The sequence below is a fragment of the Nonomuraea sp. NPDC005650 genome, from assembly GCF_040605375.1.
Lineage (GTDB): Bacteria > Actinomycetota > Actinomycetes > Streptosporangiales > Streptosporangiaceae > Nonomuraea.
Genome location: NZ_JBEXCR010000046.1, coordinates 71,341 through 87,780 on the forward strand (window position 1 = coordinate 71,341; position 16,440 = coordinate 87,780).

A 16,440-nucleotide genomic window follows, 5' to 3' on the forward strand; every position below is an offset into this window, starting at 1 on the left:
ATCCACGAGGGCTTTCCGAATCGTAGTATCCGGTGCTGAAGCTCCTGCGCGATTCGAAGAGGGAAGCAGTGTCGCGTCCGCAATCGGGGGATCACCTCGGTCAGATCGCCGCCTACCGCCTCGTCCGGTTCCTCGGCGAGGGCGGGCAGGGCGTGGTCTACGTGGGCTTGAGCCCGTCGGGCGACGAGGTCGCGGTCAAGGTGTTGCACGCCCGGCTCTCGGACGATCCCGAGGCCCGGCGCAGGTTCTTCCGGCAGGTGGACCTCGCCCGCCGGGTCGCCCCCTTCTGCACCGCGCGGGTGCTGGACATGGGGATGCAGGCCGACCGGCCGTACATCGTGAGCGAATACGTACGCGGCGAGTCCCTCGAACGCGCCGTCAGGAAGGACGGGCCCCGCACCGGCGGCGGGCTGGAGCGGCTCGCGGTGGCGACGGCGACGGCGCTGGCGGCCATCCACCGGGCCGGGGTCGTCCACCGCGACCTGAAGCCCGGCAACGTCATCCTCGGGCCCGAGGGCCCCGTGGTGATCGACTTCGGCATCTCGCGGGCGCTCGACCACGCCGTCACGCAGTCCGGGGCGTTCGGCACGCCCGGGTACATGGCGCCCGAGCAGGTGAGCGGCGGGGAGGTGGGGCCGGCGGCGGACGTGTTCAGCTGGGCGGCCACGATGGTGTACGCGGCGACGGGGCACCGGGCGTTCGCCGGGGACTCCGTGGCCGCGGTGCTGCACGCGCTCCTGTACGACCCGCCCGACCTGTCCGGGATGCCCGAGTCGCTGCGGCCGCTGGTGACCACGTGCCTGGACAAGAACCCCGCCCGGCGGCTCACGGCGGACGACCTGGTCCGCGCCCTGACCGGCGACGACACCCTGACCCTGCCCGACCCGATGGGGCCCGACGTCGCGCCGCCCGACGTCCTCCCCGAGACCGCGCCGCCCCGCCGGGTGCCGCGCCGCGCGGTGCTGGCCGTCGGGGTGGCCGCCGCCGCGGCGGCCGTGGCCGTGGCGATGTGGCCGCGCGAGCGGGACCCGGTACGTCCGGCCGCCCCGGTCCTCCAGTTCGGCGCCGAGCTCGGGAAACCGCTGACCGGCCACACCAACGACGTGCGGGCGGTGGCCCTCGGCAGCCTCGACGGCGTCCCCGTCATGCTGACCGGCTCGGACGACGAGACCGCCCGCCTGTGGAACCTGCGCACCTACCGGCAGATCGGCCAGCCGCTCACCGGCCACACCGAATGGGTCAGATCGGTCGTCCTCGACGAGCTCGACGGCGCGCCGATCGCCGTCACCGCGAGCGACGACGACACCGCCCGCGTCTGGGGCCTGCCCGCCGGCGGTTCCCGCGTCCTGGCCGGGCACAAGGGCGACGTCAAGTGCGTGGCGACCGGCCGGATCGGCGGCCGGCACGTCGCCGTCACCGCCTCCACCGACGGCACCGCCCGCGTCTGGGACCTGCAGACGGCCAAGGAGTACGGCGATCCGCTGGCCGGTCACGAGGGCGGGGTGTGGGCGGTGACCATCGGCCAGGCCGGCGGCGCGTCCGTGGCCGTCACCACCGGCGACGACGGGACCGTGCGCGTCTGGGACCTCCCTACCAGGAAACAGCTCGGCGCGCCGATGGCCGGCCACTCCGGCTGGGTGCGGTCGGCGGCGATGGGCTTCCTGAACGGCGCGCCCGTGGTGGTCACCGGCGGCGAGGACATGACCGCGCGGGTCTGGGACCTGATCACCATGAAGCAGGTCGGCGCCCCGCTCATCGGCCACACCGGCGTCGTCTGGTCGGTGGCGATCAGCAACCTCGACGGCACGCCCGTGGTGGTCACGGGCAGCGAGGACAGAACGGTACGCGTGTGGGACCTGAACACCAGGAAACTACTCGGCACGCCGTTCACCGGTCATTCCGACTGCGTCTGGTCGGTGGCGGCGGGCCTGCTCGACGGGCGGCCGATCGCCGTCAGCGGCAGCCGTGACCAGACCGCCCGCGCCTGGAACCTCGCCCAGGGCCGCTGACCCGTCTACTCGGCGCGGCCCGCAGCCCACGCGGGCCGGCAGCCCGGCCGGCCCGCGCGGTGTCCCTGCTGCCGGTGACGCGTCCTTTCTCTCGGCGGTCGAGCGCGATCACCGCTCACACCTGGAGATACGCGGCGGACGCGAGAGGAGTTCACACTTGGCCGGAAATTTGATCAGGGCAGCTCAGGCGGGGCGGCGCTGAAGACGACGCGCGGCGGGTGGCCGCCGAACAGCTCGCTGACGGTGACGAACCGGTAGCCGCGCTTGGCCAGGGTCCGCAGCACGCGCGGGATGGCCCGCACCGTCGTGGGGTGGATGTCGTGGAACAGGATGACGCTGCCGGGCCGCACCCACCTGAGCGCCCGGCGGGCCACCGTGGCGCTGTTGCGGTAGCGCCAGTCGACGGTGTCCACGCTCCACAGCACCAGCGGGCGGGCGGTCTGGCGGCGCACGGTGCGGTTGAACGCCCCGTACGGCGGGCGGACGAGCCTGGGCACGACGCCCGTGGCCGCCTGGATCGCCTGGTCGGTGCGGACCAGCTGGGAACGCACCCTGGCGGGCGACAGCCGCCTCAGGTCGGGGTGGGACCAGGTGTGGTTGCCGATCTCGTGCCCGGCCGCGACGGTGCGGCGCAGCACGCGGGGGTAGGTCACGACGTTGCTGCCCACGACGAAGAACGTGGCGCGGGCGCGGTACGCGGCCAGGTAGGCGAGCAGCGTGTCCGTGTAGGGGCCGGGGCCGTCGTCGAACGTGAGCGCCACGCACTTGACGTGGCGGCAGTCGACGCGGGGCCGGGCCCGGGTGGCCCCGCCCGTGTCACCGGGTGCGGCGAACGCCGCCGCACCCAACGCCCCGGCCGCCGCCGTGTCCAGAGCCGCGCCCGAAGCCGTGCTCAACGCCGCGCCAGAAGCCGCGCCAGAAACCGCGCCCGAAACCGCGCTCGAAGCCGTGTCCAACGCCGCGCCCGCAGGTGGGGCCGCGTGGGCGGCGTGCGAGGGCGCGACGAGCGTGCTCGCGCCGCAGGTCATCGCCACCAGCGCCGCCGTGGCGACCGTCCCGGCCGTCCCCCGCCTCGCCCCGCCCAGGAAGGGCAGGCGCGGCCTCGTGCCGATGTCCATCGATCCCCCCTCGTGCACCGCCCCCGGCGCGTCTCCCCATGGGTGGCGATCCCGCGCCGGGGATCATTCCACTGAGTACGACAACCGTCGCCCGCACCTGGTTCGCCGGAGACCGCTTTCCAGATGACGAACCCCTGGCCCGGCCGACCCGACCAGCTGTGCTTGACAGCCGCGCGGGGCTGGGTGGCTACATTGCGCGATGGTATCCCCTGGCGCTTATCGCACGCGTGTTCTATCCAGCCGGGTCAACTCTTGGTATCCTAATGGTCACGTAACGTCAAAGCTGTGAGAGGGGAGAGTGCCCATCATGCGAGCGTGCCCGCTCGACCGCTGTCCAACGGCATCGGCAGTGCGGCGTGCCCCCACCCGCCCGTCGGTCACCGACCGTGCTGTCATCACACTGCAGGCCTTCCAGCATGGCTGAGCTACGCGCGATCGCCCCCGCCTTCGTCGCGCCCGGCCCGTCTGGTGTCGCGGTCCGTGACCGGCTCAAGCGCCTCACCCCTGTAGACGATGAGCTGTTGCGACTGGTTGGCGCGCATCTGGGCGCGCTGGCCTCGGCCGATCTGAAAACCAGGTGCGCCGACGGGCTGGGGCACTGCGCTGGCGCCTGGGGGGCACGCAAGCGCGAGTGGACCGTGCAGTCGTCGTCGCGCTGGGCCGGGGCCATCACCAAAGCGTCCCATGATCAGTGGGCGCTGGCCCGCCGCGGCCAGGCTGATCACATCCGCGATCTTGAAGCCGCCGTCAGTGCGATCACCCGTCGGCTGTCGCTGCCCGTGGGGAAGAAGGGCACTCGCAAGGCTCCGGGCGGCTACCGCTCGGCACGGGAGTGGTTCGCCAAGGCCCGCCGTCTGGGCGTGCTGACCGACCGGCTCGCCCGCAGGAAGGCCGACCAGCAGGCCGGGCGGGTGCGTGTGGTGCGGGGCGGCAAACGGCTCGCCCGTGCCCGGCACCATCTGGAGGCCGCCGGACTCACCGAGGCCGAGTGGCGGCAGAGGTGGGAGGCTGAGCGGTGGTTTCTGACCGCCGACGGCGAGTCCGGCAAACGCTACGGCAACGAGACCATCCGCATCACCCCCGACGGTCAGGTGTCGATCCGGCTGCCCGCGCCGCTGGCGCACCATGCGAACGCGCCGCACGGCCGCTACGTACTGGCCTGCCGGGTGGCCTTCGCCCACCGGCGCAGCGAATGGGCCGATCGGGTTGAGGCCAACCGGGCCGTGGCCTACCGCATCCACCTGGACACGCAACGCGGACGCTGGTACATCACCGCCTCCTGGCAGATTCCTGCAGCCCCGGCCGTGCCCCTGTCGGCTGCACTCGCCGCAGGAGTGATCGGCGTGGACACCAACGCCGACCACCTGGCCGCCTGGCGCCTGGACACCCACGGCAACCCCATCGGCAACCCTCGCCGCTTCACCTATGACCTGTCCGGCAACGCCGAGCACCGCGACGCCCAGATCCGCCACGCGCTGACCCGGCTGCTGCACTGGGCACGCACCTGTGCTGTGCACGCCATCGCCATCGAAGACCTCGACTTTCAGACCGAGAAGACCAGGGAGAAGCACGGCCGCCGCAAACGCTTCCGCCAGCTCATTTCCGGCATGCCCACGGGCAGGCTGCGGGCCCGGTTGGTCTCGATGGCCGACCAGAGCGGGATAGCGATCATCGCTGTCGACCCGGCCTACACCTCCCGGTGGGGCGCCCAGCACTGGCAGGCCCCGCTGACCAGCAAGACCCGCACCACCACTCGCCACGACGCAGCCGCCGTGGCGATCGGCAGACGTGCCCAAGGGCATCCGATCCGGCGTCGGACGGCACCGCCCCCTGCTCACCGGAGTGATGGGCAGGGGCATCGGACCGTCCAGGCCGGAACGGAACCCCTCGGGCGTGAGGGACCCCGCCCCCGCATCCCCGGACCACGGACACGATCCGTGCCGCCCGGACGCGGCGCGAATGCGGGCGACCAGAACGCTCAACACCGTTCGGAGCGTTCGGCTGAGCACGTGCAACTAATGCTCAGTCCGTAGGAACGGTCTGAAGGGGAGCCTGATCCCGACCGCGACGCCGTGGTGGCACGCATCCGGTTCTAGCCCGCCGGGCACCGGCTGAACGTGCGGCTGGACGTTCCGACCTGCGCAGGTTCCAGGTGATCACGGACGCGACAACCGTCACCGGCGGGCCGGTCCCAGGCGGACGTGCTCGACCCGCTCCTCGGCCCGGTCGCGGTCCCCGCCGTCACGGTCCCGTGACGGCGGGCAGGCGTGACGAGTCAGCGGGACCAGGAGCGCTCGACGGCGTCGCGGACCCGGCGGCGGGCCGGCGGAGGTACGTCGCCGTTCGCCGCCGCCACCGGGAGGGCGGGCCGCGCGGCCGGTACGAGCACCGCGGACTCCTCGTCCGTCACCGGCCGCTCGATCTCGGTGAACGCGCCGTCCGCGCCGCGCACGATCACGCCGGTCTCCACGCCGTGCGCCACCGTGTGCCGGTCACGCGACAGCAGCCCGAGGCAGATCCGCCGGGCGATCACGAACCCCAGCACCGGCCCGGCCACCACCAGGACCCGGAAGATCCACGTGGTCGCGTACAGCGAGATGTGGAAGGTCGAGGAGAGCAGGTCGTTGCCGCCGGCCAGCCAGAGCACGCCGTAGTAGACGATCCCCGCGACCCCGAGCCCCACCCGCGTCGGCGCCTCGCGCGGCCGGTCCAGCAGATGGTGGATCGCGTGGTCCCGGGTGACCCACCGCTCCAGGAACGGGTACAGGGCCAGCACGGTGAACAGCAGCCCGGGCGCCCCCAGGGCCGGGATCAGCACGCTCATGGTCACCGTGTGCCCGAAGACCGCGAACTCCCACGGCGGCATGATCCGCAGCGCGCCTTCGAGGAAGCCCATGTACCAGTCGGGCTGAGAGCCCGCGCTGACCGTGCTGGGCGCGTACGGGCCGTACAGCCAGATGGGGTTGATCTGGAACACCGTGGCCAGCGCCGCCACCACCGCGAACACCCACAGGAAGAACACCGTCGTCTTGGCCAGGAACGCCGGGAAGAACGGCGCGCCCCGGACCACCCGGTCGTTCAGCCCCTTGGCCCTGAACTGGGTGTGCGTCTGCCGCCACGTGAGCACCACCGCGTGCAGCGGCAGCAGCACGAGCAGCAGCCCGGGGATCAGCAGCACGTGGAGGCTGAACAGCCGGGAGATGATGTCCTCGCCGGGGAACTCGCCGCCGAACAGGAACATCGCCAGGTACGTGCCCACCAGTGGCACCGAGACCGTGACCCCGTGCAGGATGCGCAGCCCTGCGCCGGACAGCAGGTCGTCGGGGAGCGAATATCCGAACAATCCGTTGAGCATCACCAGCCCGAACAGGGCCACGCCGATCAGCCAGTTCAGGTCGCGCGGCTTGCGGAAGGCGCCGGTGAAGAAGTTGCGCAGCAGATGGATGACGATGGCGCCGAGGAAGACGAGTGTGGCCCAGTGGTGCATCTGCCGCATCAGCAGGCCGCCGCGCACCTCGAAGCTGATGTCCAGCGTGGAGGCGTACGCCTGGCTCATCTCGACCCCGTGCAGCGGCACGTAGACGCCGTCGTAGACCACTTCCTCCATGGTCGGTTTGAAGAAGAACGTGAGGAAGACGCCCGTGATCAGGATGACCACGAACGCGTACAGCGCGATCTCGCCCAGCAGGAAGGTCCAGTGATCGGGAAAGACCTTCCGCATCGCCTTCTTCAGGAAACCGGCACCGCCGAGCCGTTCGTCGAGAGCCTGGGCCAGTGAGCTGACCTTCATAGTCACCCCGTCTATGACTGGATGGGTACGTCACAGACAAGACGGAATAGAGCTGGAAAATGTGACAATCAGGCGAATCGTTCGACGGTGACCGGAATCAGGCCCTGCTCGCGGACGGCCTGCCGGTGGTGGTCCAGCAGCGCGCCGAGCACGCCGGCCGGGTCGCTCCCGAGCCGTACGGTCACGTCCACGCACCACGCGATGCCCGCGCCGATCCTGCGCAGCTCCCATGTGATCCCCTCGCCGGACGCCCGGCCCGCCACGCGCGGGTCGTCGGCGGGCTCCAGGCGCAGGGCCGCGCGGGCGCCCGCCAGCCCGTCCGCGTCGAGGTCGCCGGCGAACAGGATGCGGTAGCGGCGCGCGTCCGGGGACGAGCCCAGGTCGAGCGGCGCCGCCGCGGGCAGGGGCTGGCGCTCCCGGAAGAGCCCGCGCAGCCGCTCCTCCCCGGGCAGCTCGCCCCCGCCGAGCCGCGCGTACGCCTCCGCCGCCGAGCGCCGGTCCACCGGGCTCACCAGCGCGCGGAGCCCGGCGTCGGAGCGCAGCGCGCGGCTCAGCTCGGGGGCCGCGGACCACCTGCCGTGCTCCGGGCTCCACACGGCGCTGTCGATGCCCGTGGCGGTGTGGTCGTCCTGGAGGACGAACTCCTCCACCAGGATTCCGCCGGGGCCGGAGATCAGGTAGTAGTCCATCCGCCCCATGATTGTCCGGGGCGGACGGCGCGGCAATCTCACACGCGGCGGCTCGCCGACGGGCCCGGACAGCGGGGCAGCACACCGCCGGTGTCCAGCATGATCCGCCCGCGGGCTGCCGCCGCCGGGCGGCTGTCGCGGCGCGGTCCACGCCGTCCGACGTCCTGCGCAGATCACGAGCCGACGGCGGGGGCGAGGCCGACTGAAATTTTCGCAGTTAGTGGGAAATTTCGGGCGCAGCGAGGCGGATGTTAATCCGATCTCACAGGACCGGTCAATGCGCGACCGGGTGTCGCATGCCCCGGGACGTTCAGGGCATAAGTGCACCGGATCATTGAAAAGCCGTCTAGTGTGAAATGTCCTGATTTGTCCGGGTGGGAGGCGTCAGTAATGCGGAATGGCCGGACCGTACTCGTCGGCACCTTCACGGTGGCCGTGCTCATGGCCGCCGGCTGCAGCTCGGGCGGCGGCTCGGGCGGCGGTCCGGGTGCGCCCGGCAAGTCGCAGGAGCCGGGCCCGGTGGCCAAGCTGGCGATCACCCCGGCGAACGGCACGAAGAAGGTGGCCCCGGACGCCGGGGTCAGCGCCAAGGCCACCGACGGCAAGCTCACCAAGCTGACCGTCGCCGACGCCAAGGGGCATGAGGTCAGCGGGACCCTGGGCGCGGACGGCACGTGGCACCCCAAGTGGCCGTTGCGGCCCTCGACGGCGTACACGGTCAGCGCGCAGGCGACCGGCACGGACGGCAAGCCCGTCACGGCACGGGCCACGTTCACCACGATCAAGCCGAAGCGGACGCTGGAGAGCGGCATGGCGCCGCTGGACGGCGAGAAGGTCGGCGTCGGCATGCCCGTCCAGCTCCTGCTGTCGCGGCCGGTGACCACCCAGCAGGACCGGGCCGCGGTCGAGAAGTCGCTCGAGGTGCGGATGTCCAAGCCGGTCGAGGGCGCGTGGAGCTGGGTGAGCGACCGGGAGGTCCAGTTCAGGCCGCGCGAGTACTGGCCGACCGGGGAGAAGGTCACGGTGGTCGCGCACCTGGCCGGCCTGCGGGCGGGGCAGGACGTGTGGGGCACCAAGGACCGCAGCCTGACGTTCACCGTCGGCGACGAGCACATCACCGAGATCAGCAACAAGACCCACGAGGCGGTCGTGCGGAAGAACGGCCAGGTCGTCAAGACCATCCCGGTCAGCCTGGGCAAGCCCGGGGACGACAGCTGGTCCGGCACCATGATCGCCCAGGAGAAGGCCGCGTCGACCCTCATGGACTCGGCCACCATCGGCAAGCCGGGCGAATATCGCACCACCACCCACTGGAACGTCCGGATGACCTACAGCGGCACGTTCTTCCACTCCGCGCCCTGGTCGACCGGTGATCAGGGCAGCCGCAACGTCAGCCACGGCTGCGTGAACGCCAGCCCGGCCAACGCCAAGTGGTTCTACCGGTTCACCCAGCGCGGGGACATCATCGAGGTCACGGGGACCTCGCGGAAGCTGCGGTTCGGCAACGGTCCGACGCCGTGGGTGAAGTCGTGGGACGACTGGCTGGCGGGCAGCGCCCTGGGCAAGTCGGTCAACGGCTAGACATCGCCCGGGTTCACCCGGTTATGGCACCATCCAGGCCGGGCATGGTCTCCGTCGAACTGCGCGCTCACCCCCCGGGGACGCAGACTGGGGATGTCATCGCCGTCGACGGAAGGACGTCGTGATACTGCGTGCCAAATGACGGAATCGGACGGGGGATGGCCCGGCTTCCCGCCGTGGCCCTGTGGCTGCTGGTATGGCTGCTCAACGTCTACGAGTTTCTGCTGACGATCTAGGCGCCCGTCCCGGGGACCACCAGGCCGGACTCGTACGCGACGACGACCAGCTGAGCTCTGTCGCGCACGCCGAGCTTGGTCATCGACCTGCTCACGTGGGTCTTGGCGGTGGCGCCGCTGATCACCAGGTGCCCGGCGATCTCCTCGTTGGACATGCCCCTGGCGACCAGTGTCACGATCTCGCGCTCGCGGTCGGTCAGCCGTTCGAGGCCGGGCGCGGGAGTGGGGCGGGGCGGGGTGCTGACGTACTCCTCGATCAGGCGGCGGGTCACCGAGGGCGACAGGAGCGCGTCGCCGCGGGCGGCCACCCGCACCGACTGCAGCAGGTCGCCGGGCTCGATGTCCTTGAGCAGGAAGCCGCTGGCGCCGGCCCGGAGCGCGGCGAAGACGTACTCGTCTAGCGCGTAGTTCGTGAGGATCACCACGCGGACGCCGTCGAGGTCGGGGGCGGCGCCGATCCTGCGGGTGGCCTGGATGCCGTCGAGCAGCGGCATGCGCACGTCGAGCAGCGCCACGTCCGGGAGCAGGCGCCGGGCCAGCTCCACGGCCTGCGCGCCGTCAGCCGCCTCGCCGACCACGGTGATGTCGTCGGTGAGCTCCAGCAGCGCCCGGAAACCCGCGCGGATCAGCGGCTGGTCGTCCGCCAGCAGAACCCTGATCACGCCGGCACCCGGACGGGCAGCTCGGCGCGGACCGCGAAGCCGCCCTCGCGGGGGCCCGCGGTGAGCGAGCCGCCGATGGCGACCGCGCGCTCGCGCATCCCGATCAACCCCATCCCCGGCCCGGCGGTGCCCGCCTCGCCGTCGTTCTCCACCCGCAGCACGATCTTCGACGGATCGTATTCGACCGCGAGCGTGACCGCGGCGGCGCCCGCGTGGCGCAGCACGTTGGTCAGCGCCTCCTGGGCGATGCGGTACGCGGCCCGGTCCACCTCGGGCGGCAGGGCGTACGGCGTGCCGGCCACGGTGTGCGCCACCCGCAGCCCCGCGCCCTCGGCCCTGGACACCAGGCGCGGCAGCCTGGACAGCCCCGCCTCCTCCGGCTCGCTCTGGCGCAGCACGCCCAGCGTGGCCCGCAGCTCGCTCATCGCCTCGTGCCCCGACTCCTTGATCGCGGCCAGCGCGTCCCTGACCCGCGCCGGGTCGCGCTCCAGCAGTTGCATGGCCACCGCCACCTGGACGTTGACCACGGAGATGCTGTGGGTGAGCGAGTCGTGCAGCTCCTGCGCGATCCACAGCCGCTCCTCACCGGCCCGGCGCAGCGCCGCCTCCTCGCGGGTGCGCTCGGCCTCCTCCGCCCGCTGCTCCACGGCCAGCAGGTAGGCGCGGCGATGCGCGGTCAGCTCGCCGATCACCACCATGGCCACGAGCCACCCGCTCAGCAGCCCCATCCAGTCTCCCGTGGGCGGATCCTCCTCGGCGATCGCCATGAGCCCGTACACCCCCACGGCCAGTGCCAGCGACAGCCAGATCGCCGCCCTGCGGCGGCCGAGCGCGGCCAGCGTGTAGATCGAGGCCAGCGCGGGCGCCGAGGCGAACACCCCCGGATAGTGCAGCGCGTAGTAGACGACCCCGGAAGCCGCCGCGACCAGGCCCGCGGCCAGCGGCGTGGTGCGCCGGAAGGCCAGCGTCAGCGACGCGACCACGATCAGCGTCAGGCCCGCCGGGTCGAGGGGGCGCTCCAACGGGCCGGTCCACGAGAGGTTCGCGTACGTGCCTCCGGTGATCGCGGCCATCGTGCCCGCCGCGACGAGCGCGTCCGTTGTCCGGGTGTCCATGCTGACAAGGTAGGCGACCCGGCCGGGGCCGGTCGTCGGCCTCCGGTTGTACTTTTCGAGGGCCCGGTGCAGGCCCGATGTCATCCCACAGTCGTACGTTTCCGGTCCGGGACGGGCGGCGTACTCCGCGGGGCGTACGCGGGGAAGCCCTCCCACGTGGGACGCGGCGCCGGGGGGCCTGCCTGGAGCATTCCCTGCATGACCGCATCACCCTCCGCCCCGCCCGGCTGGATCGTCTGGTCGCTGCGGGTGCTCGCCACCGCGCACCTGGCCGGGGTGCTCGGGCAGGCCGCGCTGGCCGGGCTGTTCGTCACCGGCGACGTCGACCTGCTGGCCTGGCACCAGAACAACGCCGGGTTCACGCACGTCCTGCTCTACCTGCAGCTCGTCGCCGCCGTCCTGCTGTGGCGGCCGGGACGGGGGCCGGGCGGGCCCGCGCTGGCCAGTCTGGGGCTGGTGGCGCTGGAGACGGCCCAGGTGGCGCTGGGGCAGTCGCGGGTGCTGGCGCTGCACTTCCCGATCGGCATGGCGATCTTCGGACTGTCGGCCGTCTTCACCGCCTGGACCTGGCGCGCGTTCCGCCGCCGCGGCGCCGGCACGAAGCTCTCACGCGGCGCCGGCGCCAAGCTCTCACGCGACGCCCACGCGAACCGCCCGAGCGCCGCATGAGCGCCCTGACCAGGCGGGGCTTCCTCGGGGTGCTGGGCGGGGCCGGGCTGGCCGCCGCCGGGTGCGCCGAGATCTCGGGCGAGCTGCTGCGCAGCCGGCTGACGCTGCCCCGGCCGTTCACCGTGCCGCTGCCGATCCCCGAGGTCGCCCGCCCGGTACGCCCAGGCCGCTACGAGGTGACGCAGCGGGCCGCCAGGATCGAGATCGTCCCCGGCACGACCACCGAGGTCTGGGGCTACGGCGGGACCTTCCCGGGGCCCACATTCGACCTGCGGCGCGGCAGCCGCGTCACGGTCGGCGTGCGCAACGAGCTGGGCGTGCCCACCTCCACCCACCTGCACGGCGGCGTCACCCCGCCCGGCTCCGACGGCTACCCGACCGACCTCGTGGCGCCCGGCGGCGGGGCGAAGGACTACGACTACCCGCTGGAGCAGCGGGCCGCCACGCTCTGGTACCACGACCACCGGATGGACTTCACGGGGCCGCAGGTGTGGCGGGGGCTGGCCGGGATGGTGCTGGTGCGCGACGAGGAGGAGGACGCGCTGCCGCTGCCGAAGGGGGAGCGGGAGCTGCCGCTGATGATCTGCGACCGGGCGTTCGACGAGGACGGCTCCTTCCGCTACCCGAGCCCGCCCGCCGGCGGGCACATGGGCATGGGCGGCCACGCGCCCGCCGCGGTCGGCGGCGACCGTATGGGCATGGGCGGCCACATGCCCGCCGCGGTCGACGGCGACTACATGGAGGGCGTCGAGGGAGACGTGATCCTCGTCAACGGGGCGCCCTGGCCGGTGGCCGAGGTGACGGCCACCCGCTACCGGCTGCGGCTGCTGAACGCCTCGAACGCGCGCCGCTACCGGCTCCGGCTCGCGCCGGGCGGCCGGTTCACGCAGATCGGGAGCGACTCCGGCCTGCTGGCCGCGCCCGTCGCGCACGACGAGCTCCCGATGGCGCCGGGTGAGCGCCACGACGTGGTGGTGGACTTCTCCGCCTACCCCGTCGGCAGCACGGTCACCCTCGTCAACACCCTCGCCGGCGGGCCCGCCGGGAACGTCATGCGGTTCGTCGTCGCCCGCCGGGCCGCCGACGACAGCTCCGTACCGGCCGTCCTGTCCCGCCCGCCCGGACGCGTGGCGCCCGTGACCACCCGCAGGTTCGACTTCCGCAGATCGGAGCGGGCCTGGACGATCAACGGCCACCCCTACCGGCCCGGCGTCCCGCTGGCCCGCCCCCGGCTCGGCACGGCCGAGGTCTGGCGGCTGTCCAGCGACTTCCACCACCCCGTGCACGTCCACCTGGCCCACTTCCTGGTGCTGGCCAGGAACGGCCGGGCCCCCGCCACCGCGGACGCGGGATGGAAGGACACCGTGGACGTGCGACCGTACGAGGTGGTGGACGTGCTCGCCCGCTTCGAGGGCTACCGCGGCCGGTACATGCTCCACTGCCACAACCTGGAGCACGAGGACATGGCGATGATGGCCGACTTCGAGGTGATCTGACCCGCCAGAAATCGGCCCGGCCGGGTAGGGAAGACTCTCATGAGACTCGTCTGATGAGAATGAGGAGCAGGCATGCACATCGTACGGTTCGTCAGCCCCCTGACCGACGCGCCCGCGGTCGGCGTCGACGATGGCGAGCAGGTGGTGGAACTGGCCGGTGTCACCACCGTGGCCGAGTTGCTGCGGCTCCCGGTCGAGGGGCTGCGCGAGCGGCTGGCGGGTGCCGACGGGCCAGGGCACCCGTCCGCGTCCGTGCGGCGGCTGGCGCCGGTGGACGGGCTGATGGAGGTCTGGGCGGCGGGCGTGACGTACCGGCGCTCGCGCGAGGCGCGGGTGCTGGAGAGCGAGCGCGCCGCCGACGTGTACGAGCTGGTCTACGACGCCGAGCGCCCCGAGCTGTTCTTCAAGTCGGTGGCCTGGAAGGTCTCGGGCGACGGCGGGCGTATCTCGGTGCGGTCGGACTCGGAGATCGACGTGCCGGAGCCGGAGCTCGGCCTGGTGCTGAACGCGGCCGGTGAGATCGCCGGTTACACGGTGGTCGACGACGTGAGCTCGCGCACCATCGAGGGCGTCAACCCGCTGTACCTGCCACAGGCCAAGATCTACCTGGGCGCGTGCGCGGTGGGCCCGGCGATCAGGCCGGTGTGGGAGGTGTCCGACCCGTACGCGCTGGACATCACGCTCACGATCGGCCGGGGCGGCGAGACGGTGTGGGACGGCAAGGCGTCCACGTCGGGCCTGCACCGGCGCCTCGACGAGCTGGCGGGCTACCTGTTCCGCGCCGACTCCTTCCCCGACGGCGCCGTCCTGGCCACCGGCACCAGCCTGGTGCCCGACCTGCCGTTCACGCTGCAGGACGGCGACGTGGTGACGATCGGCATCGCCGAGGTCGGCATCCTGACGACCACCGTGGTCAGGGGCCTGGAGCCCATGCGCAGCCCCGCGTGAGCCCGCGGCCGGGCGGGGCGCCCCCGCCCGGCCGGGCCGGTCACCAGGGGGACGGGGGCGCGGGCGCCACGACCGGCGGACGGTCGTCGCAGGTGATGGTGTTCGGCAGGAGCCACGGTGCCAGCCAGGGCCCCGCCGCGCCGCCGCCGTCGTTCCCGCCGAGATCGGTCAGGGAGAACTCCGAGCCCGTGGGCGGGAAGCCGAACGAGCCGCAGTTGTTCACCCCCACCGCGCCCACGTTCCGCGCGTCCACGTTCTCGAACGTCGCCGCCCCCTTCGCCCGCGCGCTCACCACCGACGTCCCGGTCCCGTCGACCCGGATGTCCTTGAAGTGCACGTTCGTGATCGAGTACAGGTCCTTCACCGACCACTCGCTCACCAGCATGATCGCGTTGTACGTGTTGTCCAGGAAATGGTTGCCGACCACCTGGACGTCCGCGGAGATGTCTCTCTCCAGCGCGTAGAACCAGATGGCCCCGAGCCCGATGTTCCAGTTCAGCTCGTACGTCCCGGACCTGACCGTGGTGTTGCCGTTGATCAGCAGCCGGCCGGTGAACGGCTCGGCGCCGAAGCGGGAGCCGACCTGGATGGCGCTGCCCTCCCTGACCGGGTCGGCCACGAGGTTGTTCGAGATCGTGTTGTCCCTGCCGCCGTAGACGGCGATGCCGTTCGCGAGCACGGGCGTCTGGACGGTGTTGCGGTCGAACGTGTTGCCGCTGTCGGCGCTCTTCTCCGACCACATCGCCAGCGCGTCGTCGCCGGTGTTGCGGATGAAGGTGTTCGACACGACAGACCCGGTGACGCCGGTGTGGAAGTTCACGGCGTCGGCGATCTGGTCGACGACCACGCTGTTCGTGATCCGCAGGTTCGTCATCGGCCCGTCGAACCACATGCCGACCTTGGTGTGCCGGAGGTGCAGGCCGTCGATGGTGGAGTCGCTCATCGCACCGCCGATCCCGTTCACCTGGTCGGTGTCGACGCGCTCCCGCACGTCCCCCTCGATGGCGAACCCCGACAGGTGCACGTTCCTGCTGCCGCCCGGCTTGCCGTAGAAGCCGACACCGGTGTGCACCGAGCCGTCCGGCGCCGGGCTCGCGAGCGCGACCTCGTGGCCCTTGATGATCGTGTACCAGCTCCCCGCGCCCGTGATCGTCACGTCGTCCACGATGATGTGCCGGTTCACCTGGTACGTGCCCGGCGGGACGTACACCTCCAGCCGCTTGCGCTTGGCGAAGGCGATGGCCCGGTCGAACGCGTCCGACGACTCGCGCCGCCCGGACGGGTCCGCTCCGAACACCAGCACGTCGGCCGCCGCGAACCTCACCCGCGGCGGCCCCACGAGCTGGGAGTCCAGCAGGTCGATGACCGTCCACGCGGCCGCGCTCCCCGCGGGGACAGTCAGACGTATCCGATCGCCCGCGCGGTACGTGCGGCCGAGCAGCAGTCGCTGCTCGTCGTAGAAGTGGTTCGGGCGGAACGGCTTCGCGATCGACGGGGGCGGCGTCGTGGCGCTGGGCACGCACGAGCACTCGGTGATCCACCAGTCGGGGTGCAGCAGGCCGGCGCCGGGGTCGTTGGAGAACGGGTACTGGTTGTACAGCCACGCGTACTGGGACGTCAGCGTCATGGTCCGGCGGCCCTTGCCGTTGACCGTGACGTCGAGCGGCGCGGTGATGCCGCCCCCGCCGGGCGCGTCGGGGATGCTGTAGCGGACGGTGATCGCGTTGGCCGCGCCCGGCAGCGTGAACTCCACGTGCTGCCCCGGCTCCAGCCGCACCGCCTTCCGCCCCGACGCCTCCGCGGGCAGCGTGTACGCGCTCCGGTCGGGGCCGATGACCGTGCCGTTCGTGACGGCGTTCTCCGCCTCCTGCTCCAGGAAGTCCACGGCGGCGCCCCGGCCCGCGACGAGCGCCGGGTCGAGGGCCGCCCGCGTCACGACGGGAGCCTGGGGGGAGGAGGCATGGGCCGGGGCGATGCCGAGGGCCATCGCGGCCGCGCATAAGACAGCCAGGACTGTGCGTGGCATCCGGTGCTCGTTTCTCTCGGGGGGTGAGGCGACAGTAGGCCCCAGGTCACCGATCCACAAGATGTTGTTAAGTAGTTTCGTCAGTCTGCTGATTTCTTGCG

General features: G+C 72.1%; 12 protein-coding genes. 6 read left to right on the forward strand and 6 right to left on the reverse strand.

From position 1 onward, the window contains the following. Positions 1 to 68: 68 nt before the first annotated feature. Entirely contained in the window at positions 69 to 2,009 is a 1,941-nt protein-coding gene (locus ABZS69_RS52690) for a serine/threonine-protein kinase (RefSeq protein ID WP_355388385.1), read from the forward strand. 173 nt (positions 2,010 to 2,182) lie between these two features. Here the strand turns inward: ABZS69_RS52690 and ABZS69_RS52695 are convergent, their stop codons facing one another. Further along, a complete protein-coding gene (locus ABZS69_RS52695; protein WP_355388388.1) occupies positions 2,183 to 3,127 on the reverse strand; it encodes a polysaccharide deacetylase family protein in 945 nt (314 codons plus the stop codon). Between the two features lie 416 nt (positions 3,128 to 3,543). Between ABZS69_RS52695 and ABZS69_RS52700 the strand changes: the two genes are divergently transcribed. Continuing rightward, positions 3,544 to 5,160 (forward strand): IS200/IS605 family accessory protein TnpB-related protein, encoded by a 1,617-nt coding sequence (locus ABZS69_RS52700; RefSeq protein ID WP_355388391.1) that lies wholly within the window; start codon positions 3,544 to 3,546, stop codon positions 5,158 to 5,160. Positions 5,161 to 5,402: 242 nt separating this feature from the next. On the opposite strand, the gene ABZS69_RS52705 is transcribed toward ABZS69_RS52700, so the two are convergent. Then, positions 5,403 to 6,917 (reverse strand): ubiquinol-cytochrome c reductase cytochrome b subunit, encoded by a 1,515-nt coding sequence (locus ABZS69_RS52705; RefSeq protein ID WP_355388394.1) that lies wholly within the window; start codon positions 6,915 to 6,917, stop codon positions 5,403 to 5,405. A 68-nt stretch (positions 6,918 to 6,985) separates the two neighbouring features. Beyond that, the gene (locus ABZS69_RS52710; protein WP_355388397.1) at positions 6,986 to 7,606 is read right to left on the reverse strand and encodes a hypothetical protein; all 621 of its coding nucleotides are present in this window, start codon (positions 7,604 to 7,606) and stop codon (positions 6,986 to 6,988) included. Between the two features lie 390 nt (positions 7,607 to 7,996). Between ABZS69_RS52710 and ABZS69_RS52715 the strand changes: the two genes are divergently transcribed. Then, on the forward strand, positions 7,997 to 9,187 hold the full coding sequence (locus tag ABZS69_RS52715; RefSeq protein WP_355388400.1) for an Ig-like domain-containing protein: 1,191 nt from the start codon (positions 7,997 to 7,999) through the stop codon (positions 9,185 to 9,187). Positions 9,188 to 9,419: 232 nt separating this feature from the next. On the opposite strand, the gene ABZS69_RS52720 is transcribed toward ABZS69_RS52715, so the two are convergent. Together ABZS69_RS52720 and ABZS69_RS52725 are read right to left on the reverse strand one after the other, a co-directional pair. Beyond that, positions 9,420 to 10,085: a response regulator transcription factor gene (locus tag ABZS69_RS52720; protein WP_355388403.1), complete on the reverse strand. Its 666-nt coding sequence runs from the start codon at positions 10,083 to 10,085 to the stop codon at positions 9,420 to 9,422. Further along, positions 10,082 to 11,200: a sensor histidine kinase gene (locus ABZS69_RS52725; RefSeq protein ID WP_355388406.1), complete on the reverse strand. Its 1,119-nt coding sequence runs from the start codon at positions 11,198 to 11,200 to the stop codon at positions 10,082 to 10,084. Before ABZS69_RS52725 ends, ABZS69_RS52720 begins: the two co-directional genes overlap by 4 nt. 198 nt (positions 11,201 to 11,398) lie before the next feature. Between ABZS69_RS52725 and ABZS69_RS52730 the strand changes: the two genes are divergently transcribed. The 3 genes from ABZS69_RS52730 (at position 11,399) to ABZS69_RS52740 (ending at position 14,313) form a co-directional block, all read left to right on the forward strand. Beyond that, the gene (locus tag ABZS69_RS52730) at positions 11,399 to 11,869 is read left to right on the forward strand and encodes a hypothetical protein (RefSeq protein ID WP_355388409.1); all 471 of its coding nucleotides are present in this window, start codon (positions 11,399 to 11,401) and stop codon (positions 11,867 to 11,869) included. Next, complete coding sequence (locus ABZS69_RS52735; RefSeq protein ID WP_355388412.1) at positions 11,866 to 13,365, forward strand: multicopper oxidase domain-containing protein; 1,500 nt, start codon at positions 11,866 to 11,868, stop codon at positions 13,363 to 13,365. Before ABZS69_RS52730 ends, ABZS69_RS52735 begins: the two co-directional genes overlap by 4 nt. 72 nt (positions 13,366 to 13,437) lie before the next feature. Next, on the forward strand, positions 13,438 to 14,313 hold the full coding sequence (locus ABZS69_RS52740) for a fumarylacetoacetate hydrolase family protein (RefSeq protein ID WP_355388415.1): 876 nt from the start codon (positions 13,438 to 13,440) through the stop codon (positions 14,311 to 14,313). 40 nt (positions 14,314 to 14,353) lie between these two features. On the opposite strand, the gene ABZS69_RS52745 is transcribed toward ABZS69_RS52740, so the two are convergent. Continuing rightward, positions 14,354 to 16,339 carry a glycosyl hydrolase family 28-related protein gene (locus ABZS69_RS52745; protein ID WP_355388418.1) on the reverse strand — a complete coding sequence of 662 codons (1,986 nt, stop codon included), beginning with the start codon at positions 16,337 to 16,339 and terminating at the stop codon, positions 14,354 to 14,356. Between the last annotated feature and the right edge of the window lie 101 nt (positions 16,340 to 16,440).

Coding starts and splice junctions, on each gene's coding strand:
- ABZS69_RS52705 (WP_355388394.1), bottom strand. CDS start 6,917: ATGAAGGTCAGCTCACTGGCCCAGGCTCTCGACGAACGGCTCGGCGGT.
- ABZS69_RS52710 (WP_355388397.1), bottom strand. CDS start 7,606: ATGGACTACTACCTGATCTCCGGCCCCGGCGGAATCCTGGTGGAGGAG.
- ABZS69_RS52730 (WP_355388409.1), top strand. CDS start 11,399: ATGACCGCATCACCCTCCGCCCCGCCCGGCTGGATCGTCTGGTCGCTG.
- ABZS69_RS52745 (WP_355388418.1), bottom strand. CDS start 16,339: ATGCCACGCACAGTCCTGGCTGTCTTATGCGCGGCCGCGATGGCCCTC.
- ABZS69_RS52725 (WP_355388406.1), bottom strand. CDS start 11,200: ATGGACACCCGGACAACGGACGCGCTCGTCGCGGCGGGCACGATGGCC.
- ABZS69_RS52695 (WP_355388388.1), bottom strand. CDS start 3,127: ATGGACATCGGCACGAGGCCGCGCCTGCCCTTCCTGGGCGGGGCGAGG.
- ABZS69_RS52715 (WP_355388400.1), top strand. CDS start 7,997: ATGCGGAATGGCCGGACCGTACTCGTCGGCACCTTCACGGTGGCCGTG.
- ABZS69_RS52740 (WP_355388415.1), top strand. CDS start 13,438: ATGCACATCGTACGGTTCGTCAGCCCCCTGACCGACGCGCCCGCGGTC.
- ABZS69_RS52700 (WP_355388391.1), top strand. CDS start 3,544: ATGGCTGAGCTACGCGCGATCGCCCCCGCCTTCGTCGCGCCCGGCCCG.
- ABZS69_RS52735 (WP_355388412.1), top strand. CDS start 11,866: ATGAGCGCCCTGACCAGGCGGGGCTTCCTCGGGGTGCTGGGCGGGGCC.